Origin of the sequence: Sphingobacterium alkalisoli (genome assembly GCF_005049105.1) — a bacterium.
Taxonomy (GTDB): Bacteria; Bacteroidota; Bacteroidia; order Sphingobacteriales; family Sphingobacteriaceae; genus Sphingobacterium; species Sphingobacterium alkalisoli.
Genome location: NZ_SUKA01000004.1, coordinates 531,137 through 555,342 on the forward strand (window position 1 = coordinate 531,137; position 24,206 = coordinate 555,342).

At 41.4% G+C, this 24,206-nt stretch carries 22 protein-coding genes; 10 read left to right on the plus strand and 12 right to left on the minus strand.

All coding sequences use genetic code 11. The annotated features are described in order from the left end of the window. Nucleotides 1–5 precede the first annotated feature (5 nt). The 4 genes from miaB to FAZ19_RS15395 all read right to left on the minus strand — a co-directional run bounded on the left by miaB (nucleotide 6) and on the right by FAZ19_RS15395 (nucleotide 4,761). Entirely contained in the window at nucleotides 6–1,442 is a 1,437-nt protein-coding gene (miaB, locus tag FAZ19_RS15380; RefSeq protein ID WP_136821631.1) for a tRNA (N6-isopentenyl adenosine(37)-C2)-methylthiotransferase MiaB, read from the minus strand. A 101-nt stretch (nucleotides 1,443–1,543) separates the two neighbouring features. Beyond that, a complete protein-coding gene (locus FAZ19_RS15385; protein ID WP_136821632.1) occupies nucleotides 1,544–2,800 on the minus strand; it encodes a metallophosphoesterase in 1,257 nt (418 codons plus the stop codon). A 13-nt stretch (nucleotides 2,801–2,813) separates the two neighbouring features. After that, entirely contained in the window at nucleotides 2,814–3,842 is a 1,029-nt protein-coding gene (hemH, locus tag FAZ19_RS15390) for a ferrochelatase (RefSeq protein WP_136821633.1), read from the minus strand. A 70-nt stretch (nucleotides 3,843–3,912) separates the two neighbouring features. Next, entirely contained in the window at nucleotides 3,913–4,761 is an 849-nt protein-coding gene (locus FAZ19_RS15395) for a 4-hydroxy-3-methylbut-2-enyl diphosphate reductase (protein WP_136821634.1), read from the minus strand. A 208-nt stretch (nucleotides 4,762–4,969) separates the two neighbouring features. Between FAZ19_RS15395 and FAZ19_RS15400 the strand changes: the two genes are divergently transcribed. Beyond that, entirely contained in the window at nucleotides 4,970–5,389 is a 420-nt protein-coding gene (locus FAZ19_RS15400; protein WP_136821635.1) for a nucleoside-diphosphate kinase, read from the plus strand. Between the two features lie 52 nt (nucleotides 5,390–5,441). On the opposite strand, the gene FAZ19_RS15405 is transcribed toward FAZ19_RS15400, so the two are convergent. From FAZ19_RS15405 to ruvX, 3 genes are all read right to left on the minus strand, one after another. Further along, a complete protein-coding gene (locus FAZ19_RS15405; RefSeq protein WP_136821636.1) occupies nucleotides 5,442–6,113 on the minus strand; it encodes a DUF2490 domain-containing protein in 672 nt (223 codons plus the stop codon). 96 nt (nucleotides 6,114–6,209) lie between these two features. Next, nucleotides 6,210–6,644 carry an rRNA maturation RNase YbeY gene (ybeY, locus tag FAZ19_RS15410; RefSeq protein ID WP_136821637.1) on the minus strand — a complete coding sequence of 145 codons (435 nt, stop codon included), beginning with the start codon at nucleotides 6,642–6,644 and terminating at the stop codon, nucleotides 6,210–6,212. Between the two features lie 2 nt (nucleotides 6,645–6,646). Next, nucleotides 6,647–7,060 carry a Holliday junction resolvase RuvX gene (gene ruvX / locus FAZ19_RS15415; RefSeq protein ID WP_136821638.1) on the minus strand — a complete coding sequence of 138 codons (414 nt, stop codon included), beginning with the start codon at nucleotides 7,058–7,060 and terminating at the stop codon, nucleotides 6,647–6,649. A 176-nt stretch (nucleotides 7,061–7,236) separates the two neighbouring features. Here ruvX and def point away from each other — a divergent pair, with 176 nt between their 5' ends. Then, nucleotides 7,237–7,857 carry a peptide deformylase gene (def, locus tag FAZ19_RS15420; RefSeq protein ID WP_169305667.1) on the plus strand — a complete coding sequence of 207 codons (621 nt, stop codon included), beginning with the start codon at nucleotides 7,237–7,239 and terminating at the stop codon, nucleotides 7,855–7,857. Here the strand turns inward: def and FAZ19_RS15425 are convergent. Genes FAZ19_RS15425 through cobA form a run of 5 tightly spaced genes read right to left on the minus strand, consistent with a single transcriptional unit; the run spans nucleotide 7,838 to nucleotide 12,282 of the window. After that, the gene (locus FAZ19_RS15425; protein WP_136821639.1) at nucleotides 7,838–8,875 is read right to left on the minus strand and encodes a glutaminyl-peptide cyclotransferase; all 1,038 of its coding nucleotides are present in this window, start codon (nucleotides 8,873–8,875) and stop codon (nucleotides 7,838–7,840) included. The two genes, def and FAZ19_RS15425, sit on opposite strands and share 20 nt — an antisense overlap. A gap of 24 nt (nucleotides 8,876–8,899) precedes the next feature. After that, complete coding sequence (locus FAZ19_RS15430; RefSeq protein ID WP_136821640.1) at nucleotides 8,900–9,253, minus strand: YraN family protein; 354 nt, start codon at nucleotides 9,251–9,253, stop codon at nucleotides 8,900–8,902. A 14-nt stretch (nucleotides 9,254–9,267) separates the two neighbouring features. Next, the gene (gene dnaG / locus FAZ19_RS15435) at nucleotides 9,268–11,256 is read right to left on the minus strand and encodes a DNA primase (protein ID WP_136821641.1); all 1,989 of its coding nucleotides are present in this window, start codon (nucleotides 11,254–11,256) and stop codon (nucleotides 9,268–9,270) included. Nucleotides 11,257–11,281: 25 nt separating this feature from the next. Beyond that, on the minus strand, nucleotides 11,282–11,473 hold the full coding sequence (locus FAZ19_RS24515; RefSeq protein WP_136821642.1) for a PLDc N-terminal domain-containing protein: 192 nt from the start codon (nucleotides 11,471–11,473) through the stop codon (nucleotides 11,282–11,284). 41 nt (nucleotides 11,474–11,514) lie between these two features. Beyond that, entirely contained in the window at nucleotides 11,515–12,282 is a 768-nt protein-coding gene (gene cobA / locus FAZ19_RS15445) for a uroporphyrinogen-III C-methyltransferase (protein WP_229707560.1), read from the minus strand. 251 nt (nucleotides 12,283–12,533) lie between these two features. On the opposite strand from cobA, the gene nirB reads away from it, so the two are divergent. From nirB to FAZ19_RS15485, 8 genes are all read left to right on the plus strand, one after another. Next, nucleotides 12,534–15,059 (plus strand): nitrite reductase large subunit NirB, encoded by a 2,526-nt coding sequence (gene nirB / locus FAZ19_RS15450; RefSeq protein ID WP_136821644.1) that lies wholly within the window; start codon nucleotides 12,534–12,536, stop codon nucleotides 15,057–15,059. A 21-nt stretch (nucleotides 15,060–15,080) separates the two neighbouring features. After that, a complete protein-coding gene (gene nirD, locus FAZ19_RS15455) occupies nucleotides 15,081–15,428 on the plus strand; it encodes a nitrite reductase small subunit NirD (protein ID WP_136821645.1) in 348 nt (115 codons plus the stop codon). A 38-nt stretch (nucleotides 15,429–15,466) separates the two neighbouring features. After that, nucleotides 15,467–15,862: a hypothetical protein gene (locus tag FAZ19_RS15460; RefSeq protein ID WP_169305668.1), complete on the plus strand. Its 396-nt coding sequence runs from the start codon at nucleotides 15,467–15,469 to the stop codon at nucleotides 15,860–15,862. Between the two features lie 660 nt (nucleotides 15,863–16,522). After that, the gene (locus FAZ19_RS15465) at nucleotides 16,523–17,800 is read left to right on the plus strand and encodes a TolC family protein (RefSeq protein ID WP_136821646.1); all 1,278 of its coding nucleotides are present in this window, start codon (nucleotides 16,523–16,525) and stop codon (nucleotides 17,798–17,800) included. Between the two features lie 3 nt (nucleotides 17,801–17,803). Continuing rightward, entirely contained in the window at nucleotides 17,804–18,910 is a 1,107-nt protein-coding gene (locus FAZ19_RS15470) for an efflux RND transporter periplasmic adaptor subunit (RefSeq protein ID WP_136821647.1), read from the plus strand. Between the two features lie 5 nt (nucleotides 18,911–18,915). Beyond that, nucleotides 18,916–22,026: an efflux RND transporter permease subunit gene (locus tag FAZ19_RS15475; protein ID WP_136821648.1), complete on the plus strand. Its 3,111-nt coding sequence runs from the start codon at nucleotides 18,916–18,918 to the stop codon at nucleotides 22,024–22,026. Between the two features lie 108 nt (nucleotides 22,027–22,134). Next, nucleotides 22,135–22,809, plus strand: a complete 675-nt coding sequence (locus FAZ19_RS15480; protein ID WP_136821649.1) for a response regulator transcription factor — start codon at nucleotides 22,135–22,137, stop codon at nucleotides 22,807–22,809. Nucleotides 22,810–22,811: 2 nt separating this feature from the next. Continuing rightward, entirely contained in the window at nucleotides 22,812–24,146 is a 1,335-nt protein-coding gene (locus FAZ19_RS15485; RefSeq protein WP_211245513.1) for a sensor histidine kinase, read from the plus strand. The last annotated feature ends 60 nt before the right edge of the window (nucleotides 24,147–24,206 follow it).

Below are 24,206 nucleotides of genomic sequence, written 5' to 3' on the forward strand. Positions count from 1 at the left end.
ATTTGTTAATCTACAATTTTTCCAATTAAAGTGGCAGAAGTACAGCTCTGACCTAACACATACACATAGTCGCCCACTTTGTATCTTTCATCAACAGGGAATACCACCATTGTATTTTGATCATTGCGACCACAGTAATCCTTATCCGATCGTTTAGAGAAGCCTTCGATCAAAACTTTATGCACCTTTCCTACAAAATGTTGCAATCTATACAAACTGTGCTCCCGTTGTAAATTTACCACTTCTGTCAGGCGGCGCTTTTTTATCTCCTCCGGGATATCATCTTCGTAACGCTTAGCCGCTAAAGTGCCTGGGCGTTCCGAGTAAGCAAACATATAAGCAAAGTCATATTTCACATACTCCATCATGGACAACGTTTCCTGATGTTCCTCTTCCGTTTCCGTACAGAATCCGGTGATTACATCGGTAGAAATACCACATTCGGGGATGATACGACGGATTGCATCTACGCGCTCTTTGTACCATTCTCGGTCATAAGTACGGTTCATTAATTCCAGCACACGGGAGTTTCCCGATTGAACTGGAAGATGAATATAATTACAAATATTTTCATAACGAGCCATGGTATACAATACCTCGTTCGTTATATCCTTGGGATGAGAAGTGGAAAAACGAACCCGTAAATCGGGACTTACTTCAGCTACTAAAGATAACAATTGAGCAAAGTTAACCGTTGGCAATGATTCCTCTCCTTCCGGAACCTCAGGAGTATATTTATACGAATCGACGTTTTGCCCCAACAGAGTGACCTCTTTATAACCTGCATTATACAGCTCACGCGCTTCACGTACAATAGAGTGGGTATCCCGGCTTCTTTCGCGTCCACGCGTAAATGGAACCACACAAAAAGAACACATATTATCACAACCTCTCATAATAGATATGAAGGCAGAAATACCATTTGTATTAAGACGGACAGGATTTATATCTGCATAGGTCTCCTCTCGCGACAACAATACATTGACAGCTTTACTTCCGTCGTCTACTTTTTCGATCAGATTAGGCAGGTCTCTATATGCATCGGGCCCCACCACTACATCGACCAGCTTCTCCTCTTCCAAAAATTTTGACTTCAGACGTTCTGCCATACACCCCAATACACCAACAATCATCCCTGGATTCTTTGCCTTTGCAGATTCAAACTCCTTCAGTCGGTTTCGCACACGCTGTTCAGCATTCTCACGTATAGAACATGTATTGATAAAAATAACATCGGCCTCTTTATAATCCTTAGTCGTTTCAAAACCCTTATCCAACAAAATCGACGCAACAATTTCACTATCAGAAAAATTCATCTGACATCCATAACTCTCTATGTACAATTTTCTTCCGTTGGAGCCTTCTACCGTAGATGGCAACGCTAAAGCTTCACCCTGACGATCTTCGTCGTGCGTTTTTGTACTGTGTATTAAATCTAACATATTCTAATTCAAAGTTTACAAAGCTAATAAATTAAAATTAGATACAATGACACATTGTCAGCTTAATATCTCATTCAATTATCGGCGTATAACACCTGAGATTAACCATTCACTAATTCGAAAATAGTAATCTCCGGCAAAATCCCTACTCTTCCGGGATATCCTAAAAAGCCATATCCAGTGTTGACATAAAGTTGCTTATTTTCTTCTTTATACAACCCCGCCCACTCCTTATAAATAAACTTGGCCGGACTCCACTGAAAATGTTCACCCCGCACACCGAATTGCATACCATGGGTATGACCTGCAAACATAACGTCGACATCCGTATCCAGTACTTGCGCCCTCCAGTGAGAAGGGTCATGGGACAAAAGCAGTTTTACCGCGGCGTCTTCTATTCCTGTCAGCGCTTTCGTCAAATCTCCTTTCTTTGGAAAACGACCTGTTCCCCAGTTTTGAACACCTGCCACTGCGATCTCATCATTTCCTACTTTAATGGAACGATTTTCATCCATTAAAAGATCCCAGCCCATTATTTTATGTGTTTCGATTAGATTTTGTAGATTTTTGCGCTTTGCAGGACTATCCTCTTTACCATAATAATAATCCCCATAATCGTGATTACCTAAGGTTGAAAAAACACCCAAATCAGCCTTCAATTTAGAGAACACATCTTGATAATCCCTCATCTCAGATGCTACATTATTCACTAAATCACCCGTAAAGAAAATCATATCAGGTTTTTCACCCAGTAACATTTCTATCCCACCTAATACCGCCTTATGGTTATAAAATGATCCAGAGTGGACATCTGATATCTGCGCCAGCTTCATCCCATGAAATGCTTTTGGTAAATTAGGCAATACCAATTTTTGCCGTCGGATACGATAATCATATGCACCTGACACTATACCCCACGACAACGGAAAAAGTGGAAGAGAAGCAACGACCAAGCCTGATTTGGTAAGAAATTCCGAACGGGATATACCATTCTTGGGCTTTTCAGGCAACGGGGCCTCCAGGGTAGGTGTTTCCTGATCCGAACCAACCTTAATCCCCGATCGGAACAATCGCATGATCCAAACACCTCCCCTTCTCAAATCATCGATCAGTAGAATAAGGATAAATATAAACTTGCAGGTGGCCGTTATAAAAAATGCAACAAGCACTATGGATCGGTAAGATAGTGGCACATCAAACCTTACTGAAACAACCAAACTTATTAGTAAGCCAATCGAATAACCCCACCATGCTAACGTAAACCAACGCGTGCGAACCAATTTTATCTTCGTTGCCCGAAGTGCAAAAAAAATATAGAAATCAAATACTAATAATAATATGGCATTAAAAACCAACATAACCTTACAAATTTTAATTACCAAGCGCCAATCTTTTCAGCGCTTGAATCCATTTTGGATCATCATTTAGACTTTCTACCATGGTTACCACCTCACCACCCAGTTCCTTAAATTCATTGGCGTATTCCACTTGAATTTCATCTATTGTTTCTATGCAATCCGACACAAAAGCGGGGCTAAATACCAATAATTTTTTCACACCTTTACTAGCCAGATCATGCAATGTATCCGAGGTGTACGGCTGTATCCATGGCGTTTTACCAAGGCGAGATTGAAAACAGACAGTATACTGATCCTCCTTTAAAGCCAACTTTTCAGCAATCGCTCTTGTCGTCCCATAACATTGGGATAAATAACAGAACGCATTTGTTTGTGCCTTGCAAGAGTCGCATCCGCTATCGGGACATATCAGCTTCCCAGTAGGATCCACCTTTCCCAATTGGCGAACAGGAAGACCGTGATAACTAAATAAAATGTGATCATGCGCTCCAATATCATGTCGCAGAGCATGATCTACAAACGTATCCACCATCCCTGGATCTTCACAGTAACTGCTTACAAAAGAAATTTGGGGAATATAGGACCATGTTCGCATAATTTCCATTACTTTCTCCATGATTGAACCAGAAGTAGCAGAAGCATATTGAGGAAAGAGAGGAATAACACGAATAGAATCCAGAAACATACTTTGCAATTTTTCTAATGCCGATTCAATGGATGGATTTTGATAACGCATGGCCAATTCCACATGATATTCTTCGCCTAACTCCTCTTGAAGCATCTGCCGCTGTAAAACACTGTAGTACATCAGTGGCGAACCATTTACCTCGTCCCATATCGTTTGGTATGTAGCCGCTGATTGGGCTGCACGCTTTGGAACAATCACGCCCTTAACAAGCAAAGTTCGCCCCATATAGGGAATATCGAGCACTCTGCCGTCCATTAAAAATTGTGTTAAATATCTCCTTACATCCGCAGTTGTAGGAGCATCAGGTGTACCCAATTGCACCAACAGAACACCTTTAGTCGCTCGCTTACTCATTGAGTTCAAAAATAATCAAAAATTATTCCACGAGGACAGATCACATAGAATATGAAGATCACATGACCTATTAAAAACTCTCGAGCACCTGCTTCACCTCTTTCATCAACCACATGGGAGTAGACGTAGCTCCACAGATACCTACTGTTTCGTGCTCTCGAAAAATGGAGGGTTCTATCTCATTCGGCGACGAAATAAAGTAAGAATTAGGGTTAGCAGCTTTGCACACATCGTAGAGAACTTTCCCATTCGATGATTTCTTTCCCGAAACAAAAAGTATTTTGTCATATTGTCGCACAAAATCACCTAAATCTTCATAACGGTTGGAAACCTGACGGCAGATCGTATCATTTGCCTTTACCTCGTATCCCCTATCAATCAATTCAGCTTTGATTGCATAGAACTTGTCTACACTTTTGGTGGTTTGACTATATAAAGTAAAAGAAGGGGGTAAATCTACATTATCAAGCTCTTCGATATCTTGAAACACCAAGGCTTCATTATTAGTTTGCCCCTGTAAACCAATAACTTCCGCATGGCCGTGTTTCCCAAAAATCAAGATTTTTTCATTATCATCGTGGGATGTCTTGATCCGATTTTGAAGTTTTAAAACCACCGGACAGGACGCATCTATTAACGTAATATTATTCTCCAAGGCAATTTGATAGGTTTCAGGTGCTTCACCGTGTGCCCGAATCAATACCTTCTCGTTTTGTAAACTTGGTAACATCTCATGTTCAATAATTCGAAGCCCTTTCGCTTTTAGCCTTGCTACTTCTTCATCGTTATGTACGATATCACCCAAACAATACAGATATCCGTCCTCTTCAAGGATTTCTTCCGCCATATCAATAGCATAGACAACACCAAAACAAAACCCAGAGTCTTTATCAATTGTTACCTGTAGATTCTTGCGCATACTATTCCTTGCTTAAAAGAGATCAACATTTCTTAGATCTATCTGCAAAGTTAGTAATTAGATCTCAAAATCTATTAAACGTCATACAATGGTCGATAAAACATAATGAATGAAGTAAATAGCGGTACCTATCGTCGTAAGCAACATTAAAATTTATTTTCTATTTTTTACTTGGTACTTTTCATACCTTTGCAAAAATTTAACGGTTATGGCAACAAACAGAACATTTACGATGATAAAACCAGATGCAGTGGCAAATGGACACATCGGAGCAATCTTAAACGATATTATAGCTGGAGGCTTTAAAATCATAGCGATGAAATACATCCAGTTGAACAACGAAACAGCAGGAAATTTCTATGCAGTGCACAAAGAAAGACCTTTTTACGGTGAACTTGTTAATTTCATGACTTCCGGACCTATTGTTGCCGCAATCTTGGAAAAAGACAATGCAGTAGAAGATTTCCGTACGTTGATCGGGGCTACTAATCCTGCTAACGCGGCTGAGGGAACTATCCGCAATAAGTACGCGAACTCAATTGAGGCAAATGCAGTCCATGGCTCAGATTCAGACGAGAATGCACAAATCGAAGGCAATTTTTTCTTTTCGCAAATCGAAAGGTTTTAATCAAAAAAATTATACAACAAAGGACCGCGACTTGCGGCCCTTTGTTGTATAATCACCATTTCATCCGATGATGTAGCGATAGCAATACGTGATTGGTGCCCGCTTTCTGTTCTACATGCTGCAGCATGTACCCCAACTGTATTCCCAGATCGTTTGTCACCTTATAACCAATACCACCATATAATCTATTGCGATCAAATATATCCAAGTTGTCATCTTCCGAAATGTTCAAAAAGATCTCATTGTAAACTGCCATATACACCGCGTCTTTCCCCAAATCAGCTTTTGTTAACGGCACATCCACAAATAGTCCGTAACGACCACGGCCTCGAAAGCTCTTATCCGCTATAAACCGTTCTTCCAAGCGAAAACGATGACGTATTGAAAACCGATTAACGCCGTGTTTCAATAACGCTTCCTGATAAATCCGGTGTTCGTTAAAAGGATTATTGGGAGAGTTTTCGGCTTCCGTATAAATAAAACCATATCCTCCCGTAATACTCAACCAAGGTTTTGCTGCATATTCTAAACCAACACGTAGCAAGGTCTGGTTATGATCCCCTCCTAGTTGGTAATCCCGCAGTTGTAACTCGTGATGAATAGACAAAGGAGACGACTTAAAAGCTGTATTACCAAAGTAGATGAGCCAGCCTTGCGCTTGTTGCTGTGCAAACAAAGTCGAAATAGAAAAAAAAAGAAATACACAAGTAAAAATAAATTTCATAGGTTCTCGTAAATTATCAGTTTTTAGAATGATTTCTAAAATAAAGAATACCTCCCAACATCATACTACACCTTCTGTAACAATTTTTTGATATGATTAAAAAGCACGCTTTTCTAAGTACTCATTCTCTTTTGTCGTCATGAGTAGCTTATCTTCCTTCTTCTTGTCAACGTAACCACAAAGATGCAATACACCATGGATGATAACGCGATGCAGTTCATCACGCTCTGTTACATTGAATTTTTCGGAATTCTCCCGTACGCGGTCAATAGAAATAAACACATCTCCAGTAATAACACCTTCGTCTTCCGACGCGTCAAATGTGATAATATCTGTATAGGTATCGTGATTAAGATACTGTTTATTAATATCTAGTAAGCGTTCATCAGAGCAGAAAATAAAATTCAATTCTGAAAGTCGCTTGTATCCCTCGCTTTCAATTGTGCTTCCGATCCATTCACGTATTTTTTGCTTTTCTTTAGGCGTAAAATCTGTATCTTCCGAGAAAAATGAAATATCTTTAAGTGCCATATCTAAAATCCTTTTTTTTCCATATATGATTGAAGGATTATGGCCGCTGATACGGTATCCACCAATCCTTTTTCTTGTCTTTTACTTTTTTTCTTACCGCTCTGCGCAATGGCAGCAGATGCCATTTTTGAAGTGAATCGCTCATCTATCTCCTCTACTGGAATCTGTGGATATACTTTCTTTAATTTTCGCACAAACCCCAATACATGTTGAGCAGATTCCGAATCGGAACCGTCCATCTGCAACGGTTTACCCACTACGAAAACTTCTACCTGTTCATGCTGAAGATAGTCGGCCAAAAATGACCAGATTTCGTCTGGATGTAGTGTAGTTAAAGCCGTCGCAATAATCTGAAGCGGATCAGTCACTGCAATACCGATACGTTTTGTTCCGTAATCAAAAGCCATTATACGCATATTTTTTTCTTAATGTGTTTCGCCCCCCTCATGGTTATTGACGTTACCGCCAACCAGATAATTTTTTACAAAAATACAATTACCAAATGAGATAAAAATCTAGAAGTGGTAAATACACGGACAATCGTTATCTTAGCAGGAGAAAACGAATATATTGGCCCTAAAAACGAAAGACCGTGAATAAAGCTAATGCAAAGAATTTTAACAAAGCAGAATCTACCCTTATCTTATCGGATGACATCTCGTCAAAACTTCATGTGTATCAAATTACGAATGAAAACGAACTCTCCGTGCTACAAACACCATCTGCAGATATAAACCCCAACGACCCACTCTTACAAACGTTAGCCCAGCGAATGCTATGGACTGTTCAGGACACCTCACATCCGGGAGTCGGAATTGCAGCACCGCAAGTTGGCATTAATCGAAATGCGATATGGGTACAACGCTTTGACAAGCCAGATGAACCTTTTGAATTTTATATAAATCCAAAAACTACTTGGCACTCAACATTATTGCAAAGGGGGTTAGAAGGGTGCTTATCTATCCCAGATCGAAAAGAGACAATCCATCGTAGTTACGCCATACACCTCCAACACCTCGACAAAAACGGAGATCTAATTGAAGAGCATATTGAAGGATTTACCGCTGTAATTTTTCAACATGAAATAGACCATCTCCACGGAATTTTATACCCCGACCGATTAGACGAACAAGAAAAAAAAAGCTATGCGCTAGTTCAGGATAAGTTCGTCGTCAACTTCATTGACACAGCAACTACCTCTCTACAGCTTTAATTTCGTACAACTTCGGCCAGAGTTTACCCGTTACAAAAAGTCGTTTCCCGACTACATCATATGCTATTCCATTCAATTCATTATCAACTGGCTGTCTGTTTTCCGTATGCATCCCTACCAAATTGATTCGACCTTCCACAATACCTGTTTCAGGGTTAATTATGACAATAATCTCCTGACCATATACATTTGCGTACACCCTTCCATCAATATATTCCAGTTCATTTAGACTATCAACTGCACCATTTTCGTCATACACGCCAATGGAACTGAGTTCCTTTCCATTCGTAGGATCCAAGAAATAAAGCAGATGTGTACCGTCCGACTTGATTAACCGCTGCCCATCATAGGTCAGTCCCCAACCCTCTTTGCTATTTCCATAGCTAAAGGATGATTTTTGTCCAAACGTATTCTTATCGTAGAAGAAACCCACATTTTCGCGCCAGGTCAGCACGACAATATGATTCCCTACGATGGTCATTCCTTCTCCGAAATAGGCGTCACCAATCGGAACAATCTTAGTAACCTTTCCTGTCTCTAATTCGACCTTACGAAGAGAGGATTCGCCCTTCCTTCCCGTGGTCTCGTATAAGACACCACCTTCATATTGTAGTCCCTGGGTAAAGGCATTCGAATCGTGCGGAAATACATTGTCCACTTCAAATCCATAGTTTTTTGCCGCGGGCGCAACCACACTCACATTACTATGCGCCATATCCTCCTTACCTGCGATATACACCTTCGCTGTAATGGAGCGATCTCCTAACCCGACTTTATGCGTATCCAATACCACGGCTGCAGTATCATTCTTTCGCTCCAGGAAATTACCATCCACCGAATAAATAACGGAATCCACAGCCGCTTCCGAGAAGTTAAGTTTCAGTTTCACCTGTTCGCCCAACACTACTTTTTGGCCTGATTCGGGCATTACAAATTCCAGTTTCCCCTTTTGGGTTTTACACCCTCCTGCAACCAGCGCAAATGCAATGGCTAAGCTCCAAATCGGTTTAATGTTCATCCAATTCATTCTTATTCGTATCATTTAATTGCTCCAAAAAGCATCCTTAATTAATTCAATTTTATTTTCTTTCAAAAAAACAGACACGATATCAAACCGTATCTCCCCTTCGTATTTGGTATAACTGATGTACGCATCTGCTAGCCGGATCAGATTCCGTCTCTTCCTATGATCAACAAACTCCTTTGGTTCACCAAATCGGGAATCGTTACGACTTTTTACCTCTACAAACACCAATATATCACCATCTTTCGCAATAACATCCACTTCCAGGTGTTTATGACGCCAATTTATGGAAATAATATCATATCCACATTCCTGTAGGTACCGAACAGCTTGCTGTTCACCCCATATCCCCGCTTCTAAATGCTTGGCCATACCCCTTTATAGCATTATTTCACAATCGTATTTCCGAGCAGCTGTCCCAACATTTTCTCCGCTTCTTTTAATTTAGCATATTTGTGCAATAAAATCTGTAAATCATCTTCGGATTGTTCTTTCTTCAGTTCTTCACGTATTTTATGCATCTCCTTTTCAAATTTGCGCTTTTTAATCCGATAAATCGCCTCTGTTACAAGCTGCTTTAGATTTTCGATCTCTTCCGGAACATATATTTTATTTTTGTCGCTATTCCAATTGGGACTAATTTCATATTGACTCGCGATACACCCAATTACCAAATCGACCACATCCTTATCTACATGCGCAAAGAAATTTTTAGCTTCAGGAATTTCAAAGTCAGCCGCCTGCTTCTTAAATTCCTCTATAATAGCAGCACTGGCCCTATCATCAAAAGATATATCATCAATACTGCCCAACAGGTATGGTGCAATCGGAACCTCGCCATCACCTTCCCAGCTCGCCAACTCCCTTCCATAATTCAACAGTATACGCACGATCTCTCGCTCCTGTAATATTTCCGGCGTTATCTTCACATGCGTCTGCTCCTCTGTCAATCCAGCATCCGACCGCTCTACTTCAGTTAAAAAGAAATCAGGAGGTGGCATATCGCCCGGATAAGAGGTAGCTGCCGAAGCCTGTGCTGCAGAATCCCTTTTTTTATCTTGCGTCCTTGCCTTATTAAGACGGATTTTATTTAACTCGCTTAACAAAACCCGTTCTTCGATATCTAAAAGACTACTACACTGCCGGATAAAAACTGACACTTTAATCTCATCTGGGATCAGCGCAATGCTTTCCACGACTTCACGTATTACTTCGGCGCGTTTTATAGGATCGTCGTTGGCGTCCTTTAAAAGAATATTGGTTTTAAAAAAAATAAAATCCTGCTGACCGGCCGACACATACTCTTTAAAGGCGGAAGAGCCAAATGTTTGCACATATGAATCCGGATCATTTCCATCAGGAAAAAGGAGTATTTTCACATTTAAACCTTCTTCGAGAAGCATGTCAGTACCTCGCAAAGAAGCTTTTATGCCCGCGGCATCACCGTCGTACAGAATAACAACATTCTTAGTAAATCGTGAAATTAATTTGATTTGACCCGTTGTCAGCGACGTTCCCGACGAAGAAACCACATTTTCTACACCCGCTTGGTGCATGGAGATCACATCAGCATAGCCTTCTACCAAATAGCAGGCATCATTATCCATAATCGCTTTCTTTGCAAAAGAAAGCCCATATAATACATCAGATTTATGATAGATTTCACTTTCGGGCGAATTAACATATTTTGGAACCGTTTTTTCTGTCTTCATTGTCCGGCCACCAAACCCTATGATTCGACCTGTAAGGTTATGGATGGGAAATACCACCCTACCTCTAAAACGATCATACAGGCTTTTGTCATCACGCGCGATAGCAAGGCCAATTTCGGTAAGATACCCTTCTTGAAAACCATCCTTCTTGGCTGCATCTACTAAAGCTGTCCAGACGTCGGGAGAATACCCCAAATCAAACTTCCTGATGATATCTTCACGGTATCCACGCTCTTTAAAATAAGATAATCCGATCGAGTTTCCGATGTCCGTATTCCAAAGTTGATCCTTAAAGAATTTCCCAGCCCATTGACTTAATACGTACAAACTTTCCCGTTTATCCTGGGCGGCCAGTTGAGCAGGAGATCGTTCGATCTCTGCAATCTCAATATGGTATTTGTTTGCTAGATAACGAATCGCTTCCGGATAAGAATATTTCTCCAGCTCCATCACAAACTTTAAAGAATCTCCTCCTACACCACAGCCAAAGCACTTGTAAATACCTTTGGCTACTGACACATGAAAAGAAGGTGTTTTCTCATTATGAAACGGACAGTTACCGATCAGTGATGTCCCTCGCTTTTTTAGGTCGACAAAATCGCCCACAACTTCCTCAATACGAGCCGTATCCAACACCTTTTCTATTGTCTCTTTTGCAATCACGTTTATTCTCTTTGTTACCTATCAGCTATTTTTTCCAGCCATGCATGATCAGATAGATCACTCCTCCGAATACAGGAATTATTAACACACCTGCCATCCAAAGAATACGCTCGCCCTTCGTATGATCGTTATTTAAAATACATTTATAAATCGCCAATAAAGGTATCGCTATAACGAGGAAGCCAAAAATATAAGTAATTATCGTCTGAAAATCCATCTGTTCACCCTTAGCTTATATACGCTGCAAGATACGATTTTTTAATTTCTTTTCATTTTCGCTAATTGGTCATTTAAAATAAAACTATTGCGATTTGAAGCATACAACCTGACAACTTCACCAATTACAATAATAGCAGGATGCGATAATCCACTATCTCTTGAAGCATTCAACAAATCCGCCACCTCACACACCACTTCTCGCTGGCCCGGCAGCGTAGCACATTGTATTATTGCCGCAGGCGTATCCCCTTTCCCACACATCACATAGGTACGGGCTATTTCATCCAATTTTTTCATCCCCATATAGATTACGACAGTAGAGTTACTCTGTATAGCCAGTTGGAGATCCGACGAAAGCCGCCCATCCTTCTTGGTGCCTGTAAGCGCCCATATACCATCGCTCACATCACGATGTGTTAATGGAATGTTATGAAAGCCAGCCCCTTGCATACTGCTTATACCCGGAATATATTCGACCTCTATACCCAACTCCTCTGCAAAAAGCAATTCTTCAAAGCCCCTGCCAAATATATATGGATCGCCCCCTTTAAGTCTTACTACACACTTATATGTACGACAATATTGCTCGATTAACGAGTGAATAGATTCTTGCGGCGTAAAATTGGCATAAGGCTCTTTCCCTACATAAACTTTTACACAATTTTCTGGAACAATAGTCAGTATTTCCGGATTCACGAGATGATCAAACAGCAAAACATCGGCTTTTTCCAATATTTTATATGCTTTTATTGTCAAAAGATCAGGATCACCAGGACCAGACCCTATCAAATAAAGTTTACTTCTCAAATTTCTAGACACAACCACCATAACCAATACATATTTAAAAAAATAGAACAAAAAAAATAACAGAAAATAACATTAAAATCAAAAACAAAACATAAACATGATTAAAAACGACATAAAACTACATAAGTTACATTGAAAATAATATTTTTTATGATAAAAATCATAAAATTAATTTGTTTTTTATAAAAAAACACTAATTTTGCAGTGTTAAAAAAACTATAAAATAGATTTTTTCACTTAAAACTCTAGACATGGCCACAAAAACGATAATTATAATAGGGAACGGAATGGTTGGAAACAAGTTTTGCGAGAAACTACTCGAAAAATCTTCCGATTTTAAACTAATTATATTTGGCGAGGAGCCATACAGGGCTTACGACAGAGTGCATCTTAGTGATTACATCAGCGAAAAACCCCTCGACGAGCTATATATGTCTTCTGAAGACTGGTATTCTTCAAAAAATGTCACACTTCACCTCAACGATCCCATTACCTATGTAGATACCCGCCAAAAGAAAATCGAATCGGGGCGAGGTATTATCCTAAGCTACGATTATCTAATTTTTGCTACAGGTTCTTCCGCTTTTGTTCCCAATATACCGGGCATTGAAAAAAATGGCGTCTTTGTATACCGGACAATTGAAGACTTAGATTTAATAAAAGCCTATGCCGGATCTGCAAAAAAAGGCACCGTGATTGGCGGAGGTTTACTAGGTCTTGAAGCGGCTAAAGCATTAATGGATTTAGGTATTCCGGAAACCAGCGTCATTGAATTTGCGCCACGTCTAATGCCCCGGCAGATCGATCATGCGGCCAGTACAGTCTTACAACAAAAACTACAAAATCTGGGTCTTGAAACCCTACTCAACAAAGCTACTAGCTCAATTGAAGGAGAAGGTAAGGTCCATGCGTTACATTTCACCGACGGCACCACACTCGACACAGACATATTGGTTATCTCCGCAGGTATCCGTCCACGCGACGAACTTGCCTTAAAAAGTGGTATCGTCGTCGGCCCCCGTGGCGGGATCTTAGTCGACAAATATATGCAGACGAGTGAGCCCGACATATTTGCCATTGGGGAATGTGCCCTTTTTGAAGATATGATTTATGGTCTTGTCGCGCCAGGATATGAAATGGCAGAAGTTGCCGCAACTACAATATGCCAAGGGAACAAATCATTCAAGAGTTTTGATATGAGCACTAAACTAAAACTCATCGGGGTGGATGTAGCAAGCTTTGGAGATCCGTTCATTGAAGAACCGTATGCGCGAACTATTGTTTTCGAAGATAAAAACAAAGGCATATACAAACGTCTTAATATAAGTCCCGACGGCAAGCACCTACTTGGCGGTATGTTGATTGGTGAAGCCAATAGTTATAACATGCTCTTGCAGACGGTCAACAATCGTTTGGTTTTGCCCGAAAATCCAGAAGATATGATATTCGGTGAACGCAGCGCTTCGGGACAAAGCGCGTCAACAGGTATTGCAGCGTTACCTGATGACGCATTAATATGTAGCTGCGAGGGAATAACAAAAGCGCAAATCTGCCACGCAGTAACCGAACAAAACTGTGAAAATGCCGATGCCGTTAAGAAATGTACCAAAGCTGGTTCGGGCTGCGGCGGATGTGTGCCTATGGTTAAAGACCTCGTGAACATAACCCTTAAACAACAGGGAAAATATGTTCGAAATGTAATCTGTGAACATTTTCAGCTGAGCAGACAAGAACTTTACGATCTTGTGAAGATACACGAACTCAAAACATACGATGAAATTCTAAACAGTTTAGGAAAAGGAGACGGTTGCGAAACCTGTAAACCGCTCGTCTCCTCGTTATTGGCAAGCACATGGAATGAAATGATTCTCCAAGGAGGAAACGATACAGCTCAGGACAGCAACGATCGTTTCTTGGCAAATATCCAGAAAGGAGGTACCTACTCCGTTGTACCGCGTATCCCTGGAGGAGAAATTCGTCCCGATAAGTTGATTGTTATTGGAGAAGTGGCTCAAAAATACGGCTTATACACAAAGATTACTGGGGGACAACGCATTGATATGTTTGGTGCGCATTTAAATGACTTGCCCGCTATCTGGGGAGAATTAATCGAGGCAGGCTTCGAAAGTGGCCATGCTTACGGGAAAGCCCTGCGTACCGTAAAGAGCTGCGTAGGGAGCACCTGGTGCCGCTTTGGACTACATGACAGCGTTTCTTTTGCCATCCGAATCGAAGAACGTTACCGTGGCATACGTGCCCCCCATAAATTCAAATCCGCAGTAAGTGGCTGCATCCGTGAGTGTGCAGAAGCCCAAAGCAAGGACTTTGGCATTATCGCCACCGAAAAAGGCTGGAACCTCTATGTATGTGGGAATGGCGGCAGCAAACCACAACACGCGCTCTTGCTCGCAAGTGATATTGACAGTGACACCTGTATACGTTACCTAGACCGTTTCTTGATGTTTTACATCCGCACTGCGGATCCACTTATGCGTACAGCAACCTGGCTCAACAAAATGGAAGGTGGTATCGACTACCTGCGCAACGTTGTTGTGAATGATAGTCTCGGTATGGGCCAACAATGGGAAGAGGAAATGGAAAAGCTGATCCTTGTCTATACCTGTGAATGGAAAGCCGCCATTGAAGACCCTAATATTCGTAAACGCTTTGCACACTTCGTCAACGCTCCGGACGAAAGAGATACTACTGTTCAATTTGAAGAAATGCGCGGACAGAAGAAAGCTATGGACTGGAATATTCCATCAATCACATCCTAAAATATACGTAAAAAAAATATCATGGAAACATTAACTCCCACGAAATGGCTCGCGGCCTGTCACGTTAACGATGCAATAGAAAATGGCGGCGTGTGTATAAAACATGAAAACGAACAAATCGCACTCTTTTATTTCACACGCAGAAATGAGTGGTTTGCAACACAAAACGAATGTCCACATAAAAGGCAAATGATTTTAAGTAGAGGTATGATCGGCTCGCTTGGCGAAGAACCAAAAGTAGCCTGTCCATTTCATAAGAAAACCTTTTCGCTTCGTACAGGTGAATGCCTTTCTGGGGATGAATGCGCTATAAAAACATACCCTGTAAAAATTGAAAACGGCTTAGTATATATCGGTGTAGAAGACTGATAAAATAAAAACAAGTTCAACCTAATCATACAAAAGTTATGTACAAGATTTATCTCTTGATCAGTTTTATCTGCTTACTTTTTCCCAAAAGCGGAACATCACAGACAACAAAGCTACAAGCATCTCTATTCGAAGGCATACTCTTAGCGGGCTATACCGATCATGGTGCTTATATCAATTGCACCGGCCCGGCAGTCAAATACATCCTAAAAAAGGCGAGCATTATGGCAGGACTACTTCCTTCATTAAAAATAAAAGAGGATCGGGTTCAAGCGGGAGCTGCCCGTAATTCATTACTTACACCCACATTAGGTTTTGGTCTAACAGGATGCTACAAACATTTGGTCGTTCAGCTTCCAGCATTCTATTCCGCGAAGACAAGTACCACCGATGGTAAATGGAAACTAGGTGTCGGTGTCGGTTATAAATTTTAAATACTACCGCCCCGAAAAAGGGACAAAGCCGTATCTAGGAACAACTGTCCTAAAAAATATACATTAAAAACTAACGTTACACGATCAGCCTGACGCGATAAAAAAATCATAAAATACTAATTTACAATAATTTAAACCTAAACTAAAATTCTAAAATTCGTTAATAGGTAACAGAAATAAAGCCGTTGCATAATATTTGAATATAAGATTTAGAAGAGTAATTAACAGACTAACAACCAAAATATCGCGTCATATGGAAACTTTAGAAATAAATGCAACAAAATCAAGAGTAGAAAGAGGATACTTATTATTGCTAATGGCTATTTTGGAAGATCCAAATACAGATCAAGGCGAATAATCCCAAGACGATCTTCAAAGCTAACGCATACGCAACGGACCTTTATAAATCCGTAGAAGAAAACAAGTACTACTTAAAAAATATAGCGCTGTTCTAAATAAACTAACTATTATTTGGGGCAGCGTTTTTATTATTAGTCCTTTCACTCCATTTTTTACTGCACAAGCTATTCAAAAGCATCACGATTCTTTTCTAAACTACATTCAGAGCGGTAACTTTCCTGTTCTAATCAAACTCTAATCCACTTAAAAGACCACGCTAATCTCGGGATTGTACTTTTGAGCCATTCAAAATAACACAAAATGGTCTACAAGTATATCGCCACCTTTTGCACATTGTTACTATGCTCAATACTTTATGCACAAGACGGCCCAACTCCCAAAAGTCTTACGGCAAAGGATCTAGAAACTCAATTTCTTCAGTGCAACTACGAAATCCTGATCGCTAAATATGGCATCGATCGCGCCGATGCCGAGATTATGCAACAGCGACTATTTCCCAATCCTAATCTCGCGATCAGCGAGGTGAATCTATGGGTTAACCGCAAGCACGAACAGCTGGCTCCCTTATTTGGGAAATATGGTACAGGCCAACAATTTTCAGCAGAACTAGACCAGTTAATCGAAACCGCAGGCAAACGTAAAAAACGTATCCGTGTCGCACAGCTTGAGAAAAACAATGCACTTCTTGATCTTGAAGAAACCTTTTTGAATCTACGCTTTGATCTACGCACTACTTTTGTCTCCTTGCAAAAAGTAACTATCGAAGTACAGGAAGTTACCGCAATGGTAGACCAACTTACCAGACTAAGTACACAATACGAACGTCACGCGAACCTACAAAGCATAAATAAAGCTGATTTTTTTAGGATACGATCCGCCGCCATAGCCTGGAAAGAAGAACTCATTTCCCTACAGACCGAGCAATTAACACTCCTCAACCACTTAAGAAGGTACACACAGAAGTCACAGCTCCATTTAGAGGACCTCGAACTATCTCCGCCAGAAGAAAACATGTTAACAAAGCGAATACCTGCAAATTTGAAGGAACTGGCATACGAAACCCATATAGCCCTCAAGCGCGTCAAAAATAATCAGTTTTTGGCCGACTCCGAGTTGATGCTGGAAAAAGCCAATCGCATTCCCGATATCAATGCACACATCATGTACGACCGGGGGGGTAATATTATGCAAGATTTTGTGGCGGTAGGGATAAGCATGGATCTACCACTATTCAATAAAAATCAAGGCCATATCCGGTCGGCTAAGATTCGTATTCAGCAGGAACAAGAAAGGCGAACCGGTTTAGAACTTGAGTTGGAGCAGGCGCTTACGCGGTTAATCAGCCAGCTCGATCTCTACGAAAGCACATTGGAAGAACAGGACATTCACCATACGGGCAATTTCCGTCAAATACTTCAAAATTACGAAAAAAACCTGCACGCCCAACAAGTAACACTTCTCGAGTTTATCGACTTTTCCGAAAGCTATATTAACGCACGGAAAGCATACCTCAACTTACAAGAAAAATATCACCAAACCTTTGAAGAATTACAATATACCATCGGTAAAGATCTCTAAGCAATGAAAAAAATTACCTATTACCTCACGACAGTCCTTACTATCACTCAGCTTTTTATGACCTGTGCACCCCAGGAGACTGAAGATAAAACGGACATATCGCAAGTCCCCCACACTTTCTGTATGAGTGAGCAGCTGAAAAAAAATACTCGAATCGATAGCGTTCAGTACCTACCTATTCAGGAAAGTCTGACGTTGACCGGAAAAGTGGAATACAACGAAAATGACTTTGTCGCCTTCAAAAGCCTCCTCGACGGGCGTGTGGAACAAGTTAATTTCGAACTAGGCGACTATGTACAGGCCGGAAAGGTACTTGCCGTGATCCGTTCTCACGACGTTCAAGAGCAGTATCAACAAAAACGTTATAACGAAAGTCAACTCGTACTCTTAAGGAAACAACTGGAGACTAAGAGCGGGCTTCTTTCCGATGGTATGGCGTCCGCGCCAGAAATACTGGAAACAGAACATGCTATCGAGAGCACGCAGATCGAATTGGATAAAATAAACCAGACTCTCGCCTTATACCGCGCAGACGGCGCCACAGGAAACTTTCACCTCATTGCGCCAAAAAACGGATACATCGTTCAAAAGAAGATCAGCGTTGGGCAAACCATTATGCCAGACAGCGACCCGCTCTTTTCCATATCCAATCTCAGACAGGTATGGGTCATGGTAAATATCTATGCTAACAACTTACGGTATATAAAAGAAGGAGATCCCGTGAAAGTCAGAACCCTGGCATACCCCGACGAACTACATGCCGGGAAAGTAGACAAGATTTACCATGTATTCGACGATGACGAGCACGTACTTAAAGCCCGAGTGGTGTTGGAAAATAAACAATTAAATCTAATACCTGGCCTAGGTGCAGATATCATCATTTATAAGGATCAATCCGAAAATGCTTACGCGATACCCAACAACGCTATGGTCTTCAGCAACAATAAACAATATGTGATCCGCTATCAATCCGATTGTGATTTCAGCATACAGGAAGTGACACCGGTAGCGAGCAATGATGAGTTCACCTTTGTCAAAACAGACTTCTCCACAAACCATAAAATAGTAAGCTCTAATGCGCTCCTCATATTTGACGAATTAAACAAATAAGTATTATGCACAAACTTGTAAAGGGCATTGTTTCCTTCTCTTTAAAAAATGCGGTCTTCGTGCTCATGGCTACGATCGCCTTATTGAGTGGTGGAATATATGCCTACATACACACACCGATCGAAGCTTTTCCCGACGTTACCAATACACGCGCACGGGTCATCACCCAATGGCCGGGCAGAAGCGCCGAAGAGATCGAAAAACTGGTTACCCTTCCAGTTTCCAAGGTCATGAATAGCATACCCCGCAAAACCGAAGTCCGCTCCGTGTCGCTCTTTGGCTTATCGGTCGTCACCGTACAATTTGAAGACGGTGTAGAAGATTTCTATGCGCAGCAATATGTCTCCAATAAATTAACCGGGGTGGAACTTCCAGACGGCGCCGAGTCCTCAATAGAACCGCCATCGGGTGCTACGGGAGAAATCTTCCGTTACGTCATTCAAAGCGATCTTCCGCTAAAAGAATTGACAGCCCTACAAGATTGGGTGATCGAAAGAGAACTACTCGGCGTACCAGGCGTTGCAGATGTTATCAGCTTCGGTGGAGAAGAAAAGATCTATGAGATAAAAATCAATCCCACTGAACTTAAAAATTACGAGCTCTCTCCGCTAGACGTATACGAAGCCGTCTCCAAATCCAACATCAATGTTGGAGGAGACATCATCCAACAGGGCGACCAAACCTATGTCGTACGGGGCGTAGGATTACTTGATAAGATAGAAGACATCGAAAATATCACCATACAGCTCAACGGGTCAACCCCCATACTGATTAAGAATGTGGCTGAGGTCGAAATCTCTCACAAACCCCGGTTAGGCCAAGTAGGTCTAAACCAACAAGACGATCTGGTACAAGGTATCGTGGTGATGCTGCGTGGAGAAAACCCTTCTGAGGTGGTGGCTCGGTTAAAAACGAAGATTGTAGAACTTAACGAACGTACCTTACCCGATGATGTCAAGATCGAACCAGTCATCGACCGCACAAAGCTCGTAGATAACACCATCCATACCGTATCCAAAAACATGATAGAAGGTATTCTGTTGGTATCCCTCATCGTCTTTATTTTTTTATACAACTGGAAGTCAACACTGATTGTGGCCTCCGTTATCCCCTTAGCGTTCCTATTCGCTATTATCATGCTGCGTATTCAGGGACTACCTGCCAATTTGATATCGATGGGATCTTTGGATTTTGGATTACTGCTCGAAGGAACGCTAGTCATTGTCGAAACAGTATTTGTAGCTTTGGCTGCCACCTCCAAGCGGGTCGGTCCGGAGCGCTTTGCTAAAATGAGTAAAATGGGTATCATCAAGAAAAGCACCAACAGCGTTGCCTCGCATATCTCCTTCGCATTGCTCATCCTTATCGTAGCTTTGTTGCCCATCTTCTCCTTTCAAAAAGTAGAGGGTAAAATGTTTACGCCTTTAGCCTTCACCCTAGGCTATGCCCTACTAGGGTCGTTGTTATTGAGTCTTACCTACGTTCCAGCGATGTGTAAACTACTTTTCACGAAGAACATCGAAGAAAAAGAAAACGTCATTACGCGCTTTTTTCATAACACTATCTATGGGCTCTACCGTATCGCATTTCGCCAGGGAAAGACGACTATTGCTATCTTTTTAGCCATACTCGCCCTTTGTACTATACGCTTTTCGAATTACGGATCCGAGTTTTTACCAAAATTGAATGAAGGCGCAATTTATATTCGTGCTACATTGCCAAACAGTGTGAATTTGGAAGAATCTACCAAGCTAACGCAAGAAATGAAAACCACTCTATTAGATAGTGTAGCAGAAATTAGCTTCATCCTTACGCAAACTGGCAGGCCTAACGATGGAACCGATCCCACCGGATTTTTCAATATCGAATTTAATGTACAGTTAAAAGACGAAGGTGACTGGTCACGCAACATCTCCAAGTCAGAAATTGTGCAGGAGATCCGCATTCTATTAGATCATTACCCCGGTATCACCTTCGGCTTTAGCCAGCCCATCCAGGATAACGTTGAAGAATACGTAGCTGGTGTAAAAAGTGCGTTGGTCATTAAGATATTCGGAGATGACCTCACAGACCTCGAAAAGCATGCAAACAACGTTGCAACATCGATCAAAAAAGTGCCCGGCATCACCGATCTCAATGTATATCGCAATCTCGGTTTGCCCGAACTTCGGATTCAATTACACGATTCGAAAATGGCCAAATATGGTGTAACAACGGCCGATGTACAAGCCGTGATCGAGATGACTATTGGTGGCCAATCTGCTACCAAGTTTTTCGAACAGGACAGGCAATTTGATGTAGTCCTACGCTTCGAAAAGCAGTACCGCGATTCACCCGAAAAAATCGGCAACATCCTCATTCCCACCAGCAACAATCATAGCGTACCTCTGCAAGAGATTGCCACCATAGGCTACAAAACAGGTCCCGCATTTATATACCGCGAGGGCAATAGCCGTTATATTGGTGTGGGGTTCAGTATTGAAGGACGAGATCTTGGCAGTACGATAAACGAAGCCAAGGAGGTGGTCGCTAAAGAAGTAACGCTCCCCAAAGAAAACCATATGGTATGGGCAGGTGAATTTGAAAGTAAAGAACGTTCTACGAAGCAGCTCATGACCGTCGTCCCTATTTCCCTACTGTTAATTTTGTTGTTACTCTATGCCAATTTTGGGAATTTGAAAGATACGTTGGTATCATCGGTTACCCTGCCCTTTGCTTTTATCGGCGGATTTATCTCGCTATGGGTTACCGGTACAATCTTCGGCATATCCGCAGGTATAGGTTTTATTATCCTTTTCGGTGTGGCGACTATTGATGGTATTGTGCTCATTGGCGTGATGAAGCACAATTTGCAGCGAAGGATGGGGCTAATCAAATCTATCGAGGAAGGCGTCAAAAGTCGGATACGGCCCGTTGTCATGATCGCCTTATTGGGATCCATGGGATTGTTGCCAGCCGCACTATCCCATGGAATGGGTTCAGAAATCCAAAAACCCTTAGCAATTATGATTGTTGGCGGACTGTTGATCTGTCTGGTGCTCTCTTTTGCGGTGTTGCCTATCTTGTTTTATTTCGCATACCGTAACGACCCCAAAGCCAGTCCATCAACAAAATAGGTTACATCACGTGTTATTGTAGTTTAGTTTCCATTCCCGTCAGCAAGCGTTAGCTGGCGGGATTTTGTCACAAATTCCTTAGCTTTGAATATACGTAGTTCTAAAGATATGCAGATACTGGTAGTTGAAGACGATAAACGAATTAGTGACTTCCTAATTAGGGGGCTGGAAGAGCATGCCTATTCGGTTACCTTATGCAGCAATGCCGAAGATGCTACCGCCTATTACCTCAACCTTCCGTGGGATCTCATCATTGTTGACGTCATGCTGCCGGGTATAGATGGTATCCAGCTCGTACAGATTATTCGGCATAAAAAGATCAATGTGCCCATTCTGATGCTGAGTGCGCTGAGTGCCGTACAGGATAAGATTACTGCGCTTGATTATGGGGCTGACGACTATATCACCAAACCGTTTCATTTTGAAGAGCTATTATCGCGTATACGTGCATTAACCCGACGCTATCAATCCGACGTTCAAGAAACATCCAATCAGGCATACTTTGGCAATCTTCATATTGATTTTGATCAGTTTCAAGTATCTGTATCCGCTTTGCCTATCGAGCTTTCTCCCCGAGAATTTAAGCTATTGGTCTACCTTACCGAAAACATAAATAAGGCGGTAAGCCGTATGCAGATTCTCAATGCCGTATGGGGTATCAACTTTGACAACCAAACAAATGTTGTAGACGTGTATATTTCTTATCTCCGCAATAAGATTGAAAAAAACGGGGATAAGTTTATTCATACCGTAAAAGGGATCGGGTACTTATTTAAAATATAACAATGAGGCTAAAAGATCGCTTGTCCCTCTACGCCGTTATGGCCTTTTCGATTGTCATGCTTCTGGCGTCTACGCTCATTTATTTCTCCTTCTACAAATGGATGGTGCACACTCAATTCCGCGATCTGCAAAACAAAACCCTGCTGGCGGCCGTATTCTATTTAGAAGCCGATGAGCAAAGCCATCCTGAGCGGGAAAGTGTCAAAAATCAACTTCAAAAAACCATCTCCAGAACCAGCATAGCGGTATACGATAGCCTCGATCGACAAACAGCGGGTGAAATGACTGCAGACAACTATATTTCACACGAGTTTATCCATATGATACGAGATCAACAAAAAGGAAATCTCACCAGTTCAGATCATTTTTATCACGGTATATTCTACAAAGATAATGAAGGTGATTTCGTTGTCATTACCAGAGAATGGAAGGGAAATTTCAATACACAAATGACATCTCTTCTCTATATCCTGATCGCGGTTTTTCTTTTTGGTATTTTGTTAATTTATATCCTTTCCCAGTTTCTCGGCAAGATCGCCTACGATCCGATTCTCAAAATAATGAAACAGATCAAAGATCGGGACGAAAAGAACTTTCAACAACCACTTACCCTTCACAAGTCATACGCCGAAATCACCGCTTTGGTGGAGACCTACAATCTCTTTATCGCGAGATTGGCACAAACTTTTACCATACAAAAGAATTTTGTTGACTACATCTCACACGAATTACGGACACCCATCACAGCCATCTTGGGTACGCTTGAAGTGACATCCAACAAACAGCGCACTATTGAAGAATATAACATGGTTATCCTACAGCTTAGGCAGTATACCGCTGATCTGGAAACCAGTCTAGACAATATGATGCTGCTATCGGGGGCAAAGACAAATTTCGAGTTCAGACAGGTCCGTATCGATGAGATCGTTTGGAAAGTTATAGAAGATGCCTATATATATCACAAGGCCAACATCCAAGTCAAATTTGACGTAGCAGATCCGAAGACTTTACAGTTTTATGGAAACGAACACCTGCTTGAGTCTGCGATAAAAAATATTGTGGAGAATGCGATAAAGTATTCCAACAACCAACCCATCCATATTTACCTATATGCAGAGGATAGCCAGTTGAAATTATGTATCAAAGACACAGGCATTGGTATCCCCCCCTCTGATTTCAACAATATCACACAGAATTTTTTCCGCGGTGCAAATACGGGAAACTTTCAGGGCAAGGGCATAGGACTTTCCATGTCACATGTTATTTTTACCTTACATCAGATAAAAATGGACATCAGTTCAAGTGGACGGGGTACTACAGTAGAGTTAACCATCTAAGTAAGAATAAGAGTAAAGAGGCGCTACCGAGAGGCAACACCTTCTTTTTATGAAAAACAA